The sequence below is a fragment of the Micromonospora sp. NPDC007220 genome, from assembly GCF_040634035.1.
In the GTDB taxonomy this organism is placed as follows: domain Bacteria; phylum Actinomycetota; class Actinomycetes; order Mycobacteriales; family Micromonosporaceae; genus Micromonospora; species Micromonospora reichwaldensis.
In genome coordinates this window covers 1,103,075-1,115,215 of sequence record NZ_JBEYEU010000001.1, presented here as the reverse complement: position 1 = coordinate 1,115,215, position 12,141 = coordinate 1,103,075, and the positions used below count along the sequence as shown (strand labels likewise).

Sequence of the window (12,141 nt, the reverse complement as noted above, 5' to 3'; positions counted from 1 at the left end):
CGGCTTCGGAGAGTCGAGCAGGAGCCCGGCCGTCAGGGCGTCAGCTCCGCCGGCAGGTGGATGCGGCCGGCGGGCACCCCGGCGGCGAGCAGCCGCAGCCGCGCGCCGGCGAGCATCGGGGGTGGGCCGCAGACGTACACGTCGTCGTCGGGGCGGCGATGGTCGAGGGCGATCGTGAGGGCGTCACCCTGCTCGGCGGGCTCGGCGCCGGGATCATGGCTGAAGGCGGGCACGACGGTCAGCCAGTCGTGGGCAGACTGAAGCTTGTCGAGGGCAGTCGCGTCGTACAGGTCCGCGAAGGCGCGCGCGCCGACGACCAGGGTCACCCGCCGGCCGTCGGGCGCGGCGGCGACCTGCTCGACCAGGGCGCGCAGCGGCGCCAGCCCGGTGCCACCGGCCACGAGCAGCAGGTCCCGCCGCGCGGACGGGTCCAGGCACAGGCCGGCGTCGCGCGGCGGGCCGAGGTGGAGCAGCTCGCCGGGGCGTACGTCGTGGACGAGGCGGTGGGCGACGGCCCCGGCGGCGATGGCGCGGACGTGCAGGTCGACGGTGCCGTCGGGGCGCGGGGCGTTGGCCGGGGAGAGCCAGCGCCAGCGGCCGGGCCGGCGCGGCGTGCAGACCGGGACCGCCTGGCCGGACTGGAAGGGCAGGCGTTTCCAGGGGCGTACGGTCAGGATCGCGATCGTGTCGCACGGCCGGTCGTGGCCGATCACCTCGGCGGGGCACCAGGCCGGCCCGTCGTCGGCGCGGGCGACTGCGCGGCGCACGGCCTCGTCGGCGCGGCGGCCGGCGCGCTCCCAGGCGTCGGCGAGCCCCGGCGTCCACAGTGGGCGGGCGCGCCGGGCGACGGCGGCGAGCAGCGCGTCGCCGATCGTGGCGGCGTGCGGCAGCAGGCCAAGCTGGCGGTACGCGCGGCCGAGCACCGCCAGCAGCGCCGCCCGCCCGGCCGGGTCGTCTCCGCCGACCGTGAGGCGGCCAAGCGCGGCGAAGAGCAGCGGCACGTCCCGCTCGGGAAGCAGGCCGGGGCGGCGGTCGTCCAGTGTGCACCAGAAGTCGTCGGCGCCCTTCTCGACGGCTGTCTCCCAGGCGGCGACGATGCTCACGCGCCCACCTCGCCAGCGAAGGCCCGGCGGGCGCGGGCGATCCGCTCGTCGGGCACGTCGAGCGCCCAGAACACCCCCGCCAGGTAGTCGACGACGCGCCGATGCTGCTCCTCCGACAGGCCGAACCCGCGCCACGGGTCCTCTCTTGGCTGGCCTTCGAGGGCCGCGGCGAGGCTCGCCGCCAGGTGCGCGCCGAGCCGCTCCAGGTCGACCCCGATGAGGTACGGCGACAGCTCCGCGTCCGCCACCACGAGCCGCAGCCACCGCCCGACCACCTCCTGCACACTCATGCCCAGCTCCTCACGGGGTTTGCCCTTGTCCACGGATTCCGTAGCGGAAGGGCCCTTGCCATCGGGTGGAGTGGCGCCGAGGTGGGCGGGAGCGGAGCTGTGTCGTTCGGGGATCGACGCAGTTCCGGAGCCAGCACCCGCCCCGGGCCATGCGTCCACCCTTTCCGAGCTGCGGAAAGTGCAGAACGACCACGCACTGCACTTGCCCAGTAACTGCACTGCATCTACTGCCGGTAAGGTGCACGATGACCGTTCTCGACCTGATCGAAGGCGGAACGATGACACCCGTGCAGCGATGGACCGGCAGCGAGACGAAGGCACTCCGCTATGCGCTCCGCATGAGCATCCATGACTTCGCCGTGCACCTGGGCGTGGCCGAACGGACCGTTTCCAAGTGGGAAGCCGGCGGGAAGAGCGTGAACCCCCGCCCTGAGATGCAGGCGGCCCTGGACACAGCCCTCGCTCAGGCTGCCGACGAGGCTCGACGCCGATTCGCAGCGACGATACCCCAGACGAACCTGCCGGCCCCGGCTTCCGGCAGCGGGCTCGACCTTGGAGCCGCAGCGTGCGGGCAGGTTGCGCGGACTCGTCAGGCCCTCGGACTGAGCGTCGGAGACTTCGCCGCCGTGCTGGCCCGGACGCTGACCTGGCGGCCCACCGGAAACGACGTCACCAACTGGGAGACGAGCACGGTCCCACCCGGCGACGTGGTTCTCGCGCTCTCCGCGATTCTCGACCCGTCCGGCGCGGGCAACCTGGATGAGGAGCGGTTCGGAGACCTCGTCGCCGTCCACCCGAACCGCTCCGAGTTCTCGACCAACCTTCCGCCCGATCAACTCCTCGGCGGCGCGAGCACCGTGCGCGCCGTTGGCCTGTCGCTCAACCTCCTGTCTCAGGGTTACCCGGATCGCCGCTGGCACGACCTGGTCGAGGCCGGTGCGCACGCCTGCCTCCTGTTCCTCGATCCATCGGGGCAGGCTGTCCAGGCACGTGAGGCGGAAGAAGGCTTTCCGGCAGGGCAGCTGTCCGGACTGACGAAGCTCAACATCGAAACGCTGATGCGTGTGCGTGACCGGCTGCCCGACGGGCTCCAGGACCGCATGGAACTGGCGGTCTACGACGACACGTTGCGCTTCAACGTGATCCTGGTCGACGACCTCTGCGTCGCGCAGCCGTACTTGGCGGAGAGCCGAGGGGTCGACTCCCCCGCGTTCGTCGCCAGACGCAGACAGGCTCGCGGCGGCCTGTATGCGGTGTTCGAACAGCACTTCGAGACGCAGTGGCGACGGGGGCAGCAGTTATGAGCGACTACGGAGCACTGTTGCCCGTTGCGATCGAGGCGGTTGCACGGGCGGCCGAGGACATGCGGCGTAAGCCACCGGGCGCGCTCACAGCCAAGGGCGACCGCGACATGGCGTCCGCGTTGGACTACGAGATCGAGCGCAGCGTCCGCGAGCTTCTCCGTATCGCAACTCCCGACATCGGGTTTCTCGGCGAGGAGGACGGCATCAGCGGGTCGGGAGAGCTGCAATGGGTGCTCGATCCGATCGACGGGACGGCCAACTTCGTGCGAGGCATACCGCTCTGTGCGGTGTCGCTCGGGCTGCTGCACAACGGCGAGGCGGCCCTGGGGGTCATCGAGCTGCCCTTCCTCGGCAACCGTTACGCCGCCGCGCAGGGCGACGGCGCAACGGTCGACGGCAAACCGATTCGGGTGAGCCAGACGAGCCGGCTGAGCGAGGCGATCGTGGCGATCGGCGACTACGCGGTGGGCGAGGGTGCGGCGGACAAGAACCGACTCCGGCTCGCGCTGACCGCACGACTCGCAGAGTCCGTGCAGCGTGTGAGGATGACTGGCTCGGCGGCGCTTGACCTGGCCTGGCTGGCCGAAGGCAAGATCGATGTGGCGCTTACGCTGTCCAACCGTCCCTGGGACATGACTGCGGGAGTGACCATCGCACGAGAGGCGGGAGCTCAACTGATAGACAGGGACGGGACCCGGCACGACGTGAACTCGTCCGCGACCCTTGGCATCACGCCAGCCCTACTCAAAGACACTCTCAGCCTGTTCAAGCAAGCAGCCACTTAACGTAGCCGAACGCGTACAAACACTTGCTCCGCGGCAGAACCTACAACCACAGCAATCGGGCAAAGCGGGTGATTTCGCGCAGAGGTGTGGACGGCCCCTCGTCGCAGGCCGCCGATAGGCTTGGGTGCCCCGGACGACAGACACCTCCAAGGATGACGAATAGCGCCGTCAACGCCTTGCGCGGGCGTCAGCAGCCGAGCATTCGCGTCGGACGTACCCGGCGGCACCGGCAAGTCGATGGACACGCCCCTGTCCACCTTTTGGCAACACGCAGTATTCAGGTAACGTGACGCAACCTGCGAGCAGTAACTACGCACGACCAGCAGAGCTAGCTACTGCAGTTTCTCGATCATCGACCTAGCAGGGAGCCCTTAGATGTTGGCATCCAAGCCCCAAGCGGTTGTACTGCTGAGCGGCGGGCTCGACTCGGCCACAGCCCTCGCTGTAGCAGTCAAGGAGGGCTTTGAGGCCAACGCCCTCAGCTTCCGCTACGGGCAGCGGCACACCGTAGAACTCGAAGCCGCCGCACGGGTCGCGAAGGCTCTCGGGGCGACGCGGCACGTCGTTGCGGACATCGATCTGCGGATCTTTGGCGGCTCCGCACTGACCGACGATGCTCTCGCCGTGCCTCACCACCAGAGTGCTCAGGAGATCGGGAGCGAAATCCCGATCACCTACGTGCCCGCGCGAAACACCATCTTCCTGTCGTTCGCGCTAGCCTGGGCAGAGACCCTCGAAGCCTCTGATGTCTTCATCGGCGTAAGCGCCCTCGACTACAGCGGCTACCCGGACTGCCGGCCCGAGTACATCGAGGCGTACGAGCACATGGCAAACCTCGCCACCAAGGCTGGCGTCGAGGGCAGTCAGCGGATGAAGATCCACACCCCCCTCATCGACCTGACCAAGGCCGACACGATTCGGCTGGGCCTCAGCCTCGGTGTCGACTACTCCCTCACTCATAGCTGCTACGACCCCGTCGATGGTCGGCCATGCGGCACCTGCGATTCCTGCCTGCTACGCACTCGAGGCTTCGCCGAACTCGGCATGTCAGACCCCGCCGCCGGCAGCCAATCATGAGATCCGCGTACCGCATCAAAGAGATCTTTTACACCCTGCAGGGCGAAGGTACTCATGCCGGTCGGCCTGCCGTCTTTTGCCGGTTCACGAGTTGCAACCTCTGGACAGGGCGCGAAACAGACCGTCATCGCGCCATATGCCAGTTCTGCGATACAGACTTCGTTGGCACCGACGGGCCCGGCGGAGGGCGCTTCCGGTCCGCCCAGGACCTGGCTGCTGCAGTGGCCAAAGCCTGGGCTGGTACAGCCCATCCAAAGAGTAAGCCGTATGTCGTCTGCACTGGTGGCGAGCCACTGCTGCAACTTGATGCCGCTGCCGTCGAAGCGCTTCACGACGAGGGCTTCGAGGTCGCCATCGAGACGAACGGGACACGACCCTTGCCCGCAGGCGTCGACTGGGTCTGCGTCAGCCCTAAGGCCGGCGCCGAGCTAGTCCTCACTCAGGGTGATGATCTCAAGCTCGTGTATCCGCAACCGGGCGCGGACCCTGAGCGATTTGAGGGCCTGGACTTCGCTCACTTCCTCCTCCAGCCCATGGACGGACCAGACCAGGCGGCGAACACGCAGGCCGCCATCAACTACTGCCTCGCTCACCCTCAGTGGTCATTGAGCCTGCAGACGCACAAGTACGTTGGGATCGCTTGATGGAAATCTTCCGTGAGTTCACCTTCGAGTCTGCTCATCGCCTGCCGCAGGTGCCTGAAGGACACAAGTGCGCGCGTCTTCACGGGCACTCGTATCGAGTTGAGGTGCACGTGCGTGGCGAGGTCGGCGCAACCTCCGGTTGGGTAATGGACTTCGGGGACATCAAAGCGGCGTTCCGGCCCATCTTGGACCAGCTAGACCACTACTACCTGAACGAGGTGCCTGGACTGGAGAACCCCACCAGCGAGGTACTGGCCCAGTGGATCTGGACGAAGCTTGTCGATCAGCTACCGCTATCGGCCATCGTGGTCAGAGAGACGTGCACGTCAGGGGCGGTCTACCGGGGCGATGCCCCGTGACGGAAGCGGCGGCCGACGAGCATCCACTAGGCGCAACCGTAGATAGAAGCCCGGCGAGACCGTCGACACGCATGCACATCGTCGTGACCTGCGCGAACCGCAAGAACCTCGCCGTGCCGGCCGCACTGCGCGTCGGAGCCCTGACGGGCTACCTGCCGAGACAGAGGCTCACGGAGTGGATTCGAAGGCTTTCCGAACCAGGTCAACCGTCCACTGCCGCCACGTCACTTTACGCCGGCGAGCATTGGACGGCGGTGCGTCAACTAACGACGTCGGTACGGGTGGAGGCGCAACTTTGGGTCTGCTCGGCGGGGTACGGGTTGATCCCTGCTACCGCACACGTCCGTCCCTACGCCGCAACGTTCGCGATGCGGGAAGGAGACTCGGTTGGGCAAAGCTCGACCGAGAACCGCGATTGGTGGCGCGGGCTGAGCGGGTGGGCAGGCCCGGAACCTGGCGCACCGCGATCGTTCTATGACCTCGCCCGAACGAACCCCGACGACACGATCATTGCCGTCCTGTCGAACGCCTACCTTCGGGCGTGCACTGACGATCTCCGTAGGGCGGTGGGGCAACTACGTGACCCGCAGCGGCTGACGATCATCGGCCCGGCACAGACGGATCCCGACCTGGACGAACTGGTCGTCGGCGTGGCCGCTCCGATGAGGTTGGCGGTCGGCGGCAGCCTGCTCGCTCTCAATGTCCGGGTGGCACAGCGCCTCGTTGGCCTCGTTACTGCGGATCCCAGCACCCATCGCCGCTCCCACCTCCGCGCCCTGGCCGGCGAATTGGCAGCCGCGCTGCCCCCGCCAGCGCCTCGAGCTCAGCGCGAGCGCATGACCGACGACGAGGTCAGGGCCTTTATACGGCCACTCACAGTGGCCGGGCCAACCTCGGCAACACGCCTGCTCCGACGGTTACGGGACTCTGGCAAGTCATGTGAGCAGGCACGTTTCAAGCAGTTGTTCGACGAGATCTCTCTGGACGGACGCTGCTGATGCCACCCCCACAGGATTCGAAGGCCATAGCACGCCGTGCGCTGCGAATCGCCCAGCCCGGCACCCCCGCTCTCTATTTGTTCGCGCTGCAAGCGGAAGAGGTCCTGCAAATCGCGGATATCTCCCGCGTCAGTCGGGACGACGCCGGGAAGTTGATCGGCTACCAACGACCGCAGGTGCGGAAACACATACAAGAGATTGTCGAGTACCTCGACACGGAGTCCGCCGTCTTCCCCAATCCCATCATCCTGGCCCTGTCCTCCCACGTGCGATTCCAATCGAGCAGAGGACCGGGCGCCGGAGACGGCCTCGCCACCTCTGGGCTACTCAGCATTCCCTTGTCGCAACCGGGCAAGCCCAAGCCCGCATGGATCGTTGATGGACAGCAGCGTGCTCTCGCGCTGTCCCGTACCCAACGGCAGCGTTTTCCCGTTCCGGTAACTGCATTCGTGGCGGACAGCGTCGGCCTCCAGCGCGACCAGTTCCTGCGCATCAACAACACCCGTCCGCTGCCGCGTGGGCTGGTGACCGAACTCCTGCCGGAGGTCGACAGTCCGCTACCTTCCCGACTCGCCATACGGAAGGCGCCCTCGGCCCTGTGCGACGTTTTGAACGCCGACAAGGCATCACCCTTCTACGGGTTGATCAAACGAGCATCGACGAACAAGCAACAGGCACCGAACGCGGTGATCACCGATACCGTCGTCGTTGAAATGATCCAAGAGAGCTTGACCTCATCGGCTGGCTGCCTCTTCCCCTACCGCGACGTCACCCACAACGAGACCGACTTCGATGGAATACTCCAGGCGCTCTATACCTATTGGTCAGCAGTCCGTGACACCTTTCCGGATGCCTGGGGCAAGCCGCCGAGCAGGAGTCGGCTCATGCACGGTGCAGGCATACGGGCCATGGGACGACTGATGGATCGGGTGTTGGGCACGGTGGACCCTCGCCTCCCCGAGGCGCCCGAACTGGTCAGCAAACACCTCGCGGTGATTGCACCGCATTGCCAGTGGGCGGGGGGAAGGTGGGATGAACTCAACCTTCGTTGGAACGAAATTGAGAACTTGTCCCGCCACGTTCAGGAGTTGTCCAACTACCTGATCCGCGTCTACCTGAACGAACGGGCCGGCATCCGATGAAGTTCTTTTTTCCTGACAGTCAGGACCAGGTCGACCCAACGTTCGACTTCCTGAGCGAAGAGCGCGACCCGTTCAGAGTCCGCCAGCGTGACGATCTGTACGCACACGAACTACTGAAGCCACCGCCCTTCAACGGCCTACTGGTCTCCAAGGCCATCGTCGACGGCAACGCCAGCTCCAGCACCGGCAAGTACACCGGGCCCCAGCGCCATCGACTGTACCGGCAAGGAGCGCGAGAGTTCTTCCGCCTCCACAACGGCAGCGTTCCATTGAAGATAATGGGTGACTGCGGGGCCTTCTCGTACGTCGGGGAAGAACACCCGCCCTACACCGTTGAAGAGGTGGTCAGCTTTTACGAAGGGTGCGGCTTCGATTACGGAATCTCCGTCGACCACGTCATCTTCCAGTACGAACCGAATGTCACCCGTATCGACAAGGCGGCCAAGGAATGGGTCCGCCGTCAACAGATCACGCTCCAACTTGCGGCAGAATTTTGGCAACGCTGTTCATCAAGCGACGTTCACTTCACCCCCCTCGGGGTAGCACAGGGCTGGAGTCCGGAGTCCTACGCTTATTCCGTCAAGGAATTGCAGCGTATCGGATACCAGCGCATCGCACTCGGCGGAATGGTTCCGTTGAAGACGAAAGACATTCTTGCCTGCCTCCGCGCTATCGATGACGCACGCGAGCCCGACACACAGTTGCACCTTCTGGGGATCAGCCGCGTTGACGACATCCCGACCTTCGCCAGCCACGGCGTGACTAGTTTCGACAGCACATCGCCCTTCCGGCAGGCATTCAAGGACGATCGGGACAACTACTACGCGCTCGACCGGACCTACGTGGCGCTCCGCGTCCCCCAGGTCGACGGCAATGCGAAGCTTAAGGCACGGATTCGTTCCGGCGAGATCAGCCAAGGTCAGGCCATGCAACTCGAACGCGCCGCCCTGACACGCCTTCGCGCATTCGACAGAGGCGAGGTCGACCTGGAAACTGCCCTGGAAGCACTGGTTGCCTACAGCGCTGTGTGGGACCGCAAGGCGGACCGGAGCGATCAGTACCGCGACACGCTCGAGAATCGGCCATGGCAGGCGTGCGACTGCTCGATTTGCAACAAGGCCGGAATCGAAACAATTATCTTCCGCGGCGCCGAACGCAACAAGCGTCGCGGCTTCCACAACCTACACGTATTCGGGCAACGACTGCGCCGGCAACTTGGAGATGACGATCGTGACTAAGCAGGGAGACAAGAGCACCATGGCCGGAAGCCGTGGGAAACTGTTACATCTTCCGGCTCTCGAAATCATGCAGGGGCCGAACCGCCGTCTCTACACCTTCGCGGTGGACGGCAAGCAGGTCCCGTCGTTTGCCGCCGTCTCGCGTGTCCGACGCGACAGCGAGCAGCAACTGCACGGCTATCAACGACCGGAGGTCCTGGCGCACGTGGCAGCGATTCGCCGCTATGTGGAGTCCGACGACAACCCCCTGCTGCCCAACGCCATTGTCGTCGCATTCGACGACCGGGTTCGCTTCGTCCCTGCCGGCGCTACTGCCGACGCCCCTGGCTACGTCCGCCTGGGCACCCTCGTAGTACCCGTGAGCGACGACTGGGAAGACGCCGACAAGCCTGGCTTTATCGTGGACGGCCAGCAACGGTGCGCGGCTATCCGTAACGCAGACGTCGAAGCCTTCCCGATCTGTGTCACCGCCTTCATCACCGCCGACCAGGCCGACCACCGATCTCAGTTCATTCTCGTCAACTCCACCAAGCCGCTTCCCAAGGGGCTGATCCACGAGTTGCTTCCGGCCGCGTCCGGTCCGCTACCGAACCAACTACGCGTGCGGCAACTCCCAGCGACGGTGCTCGAGCGCCTCAACTTCGACCAGCGTTCGCCACTGCGCCACATGATCCAGACGCCGACCAACCCTACGGGCGTCATCAAGGACAACTCCATGCTGCGCATGCTCGAGAACAGCATCTCGGATGGCGTCCTGTACCGGTTCCGCGGAAGCGATAAGACTCTGCCCAACATCGGACTGATGGTGACCGTACTGAGCGACTTTTGGACCGCCGTGCGGGAGGTATTCGGTGAGGGTGCCTGGGGTAAGCCCCCTCGCAAGTCGCGGCTGATGCACGGCGCCGGCATTATCAGCATGGGGTATCTGATGGATGCCATTGCCGACACCAACGGCAGTGGCGAGGACGTCCCAGACGCGCAAGGATTCGCCACGGGGCTAAAGACCGTGAAGGACTACTGTCGCTGGACCGAGGGCATCTGGGATCTGGGCGACGGCGTTCCTCGGCGATGGAACGACGTCCAGAACACTCCACGCGACATTCAGCGGATCACTGACTTTCTCGTGTCGACGTACTATGCCAAGCAGGGGAAGCGGCACGATCGGTCGAGCCGGCTTTTCTAGCCGCACGCGCCTCTCCTGGCAAGCGGCGGGACTGTTTTCAGCCCCACCGCTTGTGCCGCAGCCGGCGTGGGGCTACCCAATGCCGCGTCCGCCGCCGCGGAGGCACGACAGTCACGCGGCCTGCTCCTCAGGCGGGATCCGCGCGCTTTAGTGCAGCGGTTGCGGCACGGAGAAGCGAGGCCGAGCCACTGCCGTCCGCCTCCCGAATAACAGTCGCCGGCCTGCTGTGAGACCTTATGAAGCCGGTGGCCGCATGTGTCGCACAACGCGTCGCCATGACGACCACATCCGCCCGGCGTACCCACTGCTTGAACTGACGGCTGCCGACTTGGTCATGGCTCGTGACAACGTTAACCTGTGGCGCGAGCGTCGCCAATGCGGCGGCTACGCGGTCCAAGGCCCTCTCGTCGAGCGAGTACAGAAGGAGTTCCTGTGCCGGCACGGGTGACCACGCCGAGGCCGCCGTTTCCTCAGCCAAGGTGGGCCACGGGAGTTCGATGCCGATCTCCGTGCTCAATTGAGCCGCAAATGCTGCCTGATCTGATTCCAGCCGGCTGCCGTGGTCACTCAGAGGACGCAGCAGCATGTATCCGGCACGGAGCCTGGCGTCATGATCGGGGCAACCGGACCGTGCCAGCAGATCGATCAGATCGAGCACGATTGGTGCCCGGTCCGGGCCTGCCCACCGGGATGCCTCCGCAGTTAGGTCGTCCAGAACATGGGCGTACGTCGCGGCGTCTGGAGCCGACCGGAGCACGATTTCAGTGAGCGCAACAATGCCAGCCAGGTCCGCGGGAGTGAACCGGTCGTGGGTGAGCGCGTTCGTCAAAAACTCCCGCGCTGACCGGGGGGCAGGGCGCAGGTAACGATCCGCGTCCACGAACGGACCGACGAGGGCCCAGACTCGGTCGGCTGCCGCGTCGTCGAGTTGGCCGAGGACGGACGCCATCTCCTCATCAGTATCGGCGGCAGACGACCACAGCCGCCAGCGCTCATCCTTAAGAACCCCTCGGATGTCGGAGTCTGCCGCCACCGCGCGCGCCAACTCGATCCATGACGCTGGGGCAGTTGGCATCAAGGCCAGCCGTGCCGCCGCTTTCTCGGCCTCGTCTGCTGGATTCTTAGGACGCCCGTGGCAGTACCGACCGGCGAGACCAGGTGCTAGAGACTCGACCCGGGCGAGGAGACTGGAGCGTTCACGGAGCAACACCGTGATGGACTTGTTGGGCATATTGAGCGCCGCGAACGCCAGCACAGTGAGCGCTTCCGCACTCAACTCTTCCAGAGGACCATCCATGAGTGCGGGCACCAGTGCCCCCGCCTCAACGAGGCGCACCCGGGCAGTCTCAAACTCCCCAGCGGCGAGAGGTTCAGCCAATATGGTGGTGAAGGTGGCTGCCAGGATGGCGTCGCGTATCGGATTCGGTGGTCGGGTCGTAACAACGTCCGGCAACTCCGCCAGCTGCAGCAGTTCGGCATTTCGGCCGAGGCGGGCGAGGCGTTTGATGCGTAGATAGGCGATGTTGGTCGCGCTCAGGCCGCCGGTGGCCGATAGTTGCTCGAGGAGTGACGCAGATGTGGCGTTGTCGCCCGCCGCCATGGCGACGTCGAACTGGCTCAACAGCCGGCCAACCGGTGTGGGTACATGCAAGGAACGCTTGGGGCGTAACCGAACCGCCTGCTGGAGCAGTCGGATGGCGTTCCACATCGATTTTTCCGCCGAGCGTGGGCTGACGATAACAAAGATCGAGGAGTGACCGGCGAACCGCACCACAGCCTGGTCTATCGGGTCCCGGGGGTCGAGCTTGGCTGGCAGGCCGTGAAAGCGAGCGAAACTCGTTCCAACGAAGGCTCGGAGAAGTTCCCCTACGACGACTGCGTGCCGCTCGTCCAGAGAAATGACGTACGCCATCCATTGCCGGGTTTCTGGGTCTTGGCGCGGAAGGACCACCGGCACGTCGGAGTTCTCGTGCAGCACCTGCAGGTAGGGTAGGAGACGCCGGCCTATGGTTGAGTCC

General features: G+C 65.5%; 12 protein-coding genes. 9 read left to right on the top strand and 3 right to left on the bottom strand.

Annotated elements, in window-relative coordinates; all coding sequences use genetic code 11:
• Positions 1–32 precede the first annotated feature (32 nt).
• Both ABZ573_RS05280 and ABZ573_RS05275 read right to left on the bottom strand, forming a co-directional pair.
• Positions 33–1,103 carry an FAD-binding oxidoreductase gene (locus tag ABZ573_RS05280; protein WP_358115753.1) on the bottom strand — a complete coding sequence of 357 codons (1,071 nt, stop codon included), beginning with the start codon at positions 1,101–1,103 and terminating at the stop codon, positions 33–35.
• Complete coding sequence (locus ABZ573_RS05275; RefSeq protein WP_358115750.1) at positions 1,100–1,393, bottom strand: hypothetical protein; 294 nt, start codon at positions 1,391–1,393, stop codon at positions 1,100–1,102. Before ABZ573_RS05275 ends, ABZ573_RS05280 begins: the two co-directional genes overlap by 4 nt.
• A 245-nt stretch (positions 1,394–1,638) precedes the next feature.
• Here ABZ573_RS05275 and ABZ573_RS05270 point away from each other — a divergent pair, with 245 nt between their 5' ends.
• The 9 genes from ABZ573_RS05270 to dbpB (ABZ573_RS05230) all read left to right on the top strand — a co-directional run bounded on the left by ABZ573_RS05270 (position 1,639) and on the right by dbpB (ABZ573_RS05230) (position 10,123).
• A complete protein-coding gene (locus ABZ573_RS05270; protein ID WP_358115747.1) occupies positions 1,639–2,697 on the top strand; it encodes a DUF5919 domain-containing protein in 1,059 nt (352 codons plus the stop codon).
• Positions 2,694–3,482, top strand: coding sequence for an inositol monophosphatase family protein (locus ABZ573_RS05265; protein ID WP_358115744.1), 789 nt, complete (start codon positions 2,694–2,696; stop codon positions 3,480–3,482). The genes ABZ573_RS05270 and ABZ573_RS05265 overlap by 4 nt, the downstream gene beginning before the upstream one ends.
• A gap of 375 nt (positions 3,483–3,857) precedes the next feature.
• Positions 3,858–4,559 carry a 7-cyano-7-deazaguanine synthase QueC gene (gene queC, locus ABZ573_RS05260; RefSeq protein ID WP_358115741.1) on the top strand — a complete coding sequence of 234 codons (702 nt, stop codon included), beginning with the start codon at positions 3,858–3,860 and terminating at the stop codon, positions 4,557–4,559.
• Positions 4,556–5,203 carry a 7-carboxy-7-deazaguanine synthase gene (gene queE / locus ABZ573_RS05255; protein ID WP_358115738.1) on the top strand — a complete coding sequence of 216 codons (648 nt, stop codon included), beginning with the start codon at positions 4,556–4,558 and terminating at the stop codon, positions 5,201–5,203. Before queC ends, queE begins: the two co-directional genes overlap by 4 nt.
• Positions 5,203–5,562, top strand: a complete 360-nt coding sequence (queD, locus tag ABZ573_RS05250; protein ID WP_358115735.1) for a 6-carboxytetrahydropterin synthase QueD — start codon at positions 5,203–5,205, stop codon at positions 5,560–5,562. The genes queE and queD overlap by 1 nt, the downstream gene beginning before the upstream one ends.
• A gap of 71 nt (positions 5,563–5,633) precedes the next feature.
• Positions 5,634–6,560: a hypothetical protein gene (locus tag ABZ573_RS05245; protein WP_358115732.1), complete on the top strand. Its 927-nt coding sequence runs from the start codon at positions 5,634–5,636 to the stop codon at positions 6,558–6,560.
• Positions 6,560–7,702 (top strand): DGQHR domain-containing protein DpdB, encoded by a 1,143-nt coding sequence (dbpB, locus tag ABZ573_RS05240; RefSeq protein ID WP_358115729.1) that lies wholly within the window; start codon positions 6,560–6,562, stop codon positions 7,700–7,702. Before ABZ573_RS05245 ends, dbpB (ABZ573_RS05240) begins: the two co-directional genes overlap by 1 nt.
• On the top strand, positions 7,699–8,940 hold the full coding sequence (dpdA, locus tag ABZ573_RS05235) for a tRNA-guanine transglycosylase DpdA (protein ID WP_358115726.1): 1,242 nt from the start codon (positions 7,699–7,701) through the stop codon (positions 8,938–8,940). The genes dbpB (ABZ573_RS05240) and dpdA overlap by 4 nt, the downstream gene beginning before the upstream one ends.
• Positions 8,933–10,123 carry a DGQHR domain-containing protein DpdB gene (dbpB, locus tag ABZ573_RS05230; RefSeq protein WP_358115723.1) on the top strand — a complete coding sequence of 397 codons (1,191 nt, stop codon included), beginning with the start codon at positions 8,933–8,935 and terminating at the stop codon, positions 10,121–10,123. Before dpdA ends, dbpB (ABZ573_RS05230) begins: the two co-directional genes overlap by 8 nt.
• A 127-nt stretch (positions 10,124–10,250) precedes the next feature.
• On the opposite strand, the gene ABZ573_RS05225 is transcribed toward dbpB (ABZ573_RS05230), so the two are convergent.
• A complete protein-coding gene (locus tag ABZ573_RS05225) occupies positions 10,251–12,101 on the bottom strand; it encodes a hypothetical protein (RefSeq protein ID WP_358115720.1) in 1,851 nt (616 codons plus the stop codon).
• Positions 12,102–12,141 lie beyond the last annotated feature (40 nt).

Excerpts from the sequence above, each read along its gene's own strand:
- ABZ573_RS05275 (WP_358115750.1), bottom strand. The coding sequence starts at position 1,393 with ATGAGTGTGCAGGAGGTGGTCGGGCGGTGGCTGCGGCTCGTGGTGGCG.
- ABZ573_RS05270 (WP_358115747.1), top strand. The coding sequence starts at position 1,639 with ATGACCGTTCTCGACCTGATCGAAGGCGGAACGATGACACCCGTGCAG.
- ABZ573_RS05265 (WP_358115744.1), top strand. The coding sequence starts at position 2,694 with ATGAGCGACTACGGAGCACTGTTGCCCGTTGCGATCGAGGCGGTTGCA.
- queC (WP_358115741.1), top strand. The coding sequence starts at position 3,858 with ATGTTGGCATCCAAGCCCCAAGCGGTTGTACTGCTGAGCGGCGGGCTC.
- queE (WP_358115738.1), top strand. The coding sequence starts at position 4,556 with ATGAGATCCGCGTACCGCATCAAAGAGATCTTTTACACCCTGCAGGGC.
- queD (WP_358115735.1), top strand. The coding sequence starts at position 5,203 with ATGGAAATCTTCCGTGAGTTCACCTTCGAGTCTGCTCATCGCCTGCCG.
- ABZ573_RS05245 (WP_358115732.1), top strand. The coding sequence starts at position 5,634 with ATGCACATCGTCGTGACCTGCGCGAACCGCAAGAACCTCGCCGTGCCG.
- dbpB (WP_358115729.1), top strand. The coding sequence starts at position 6,560 with ATGCCACCCCCACAGGATTCGAAGGCCATAGCACGCCGTGCGCTGCGA.
- dpdA (WP_358115726.1), top strand. The coding sequence starts at position 7,699 with ATGAAGTTCTTTTTTCCTGACAGTCAGGACCAGGTCGACCCAACGTTC.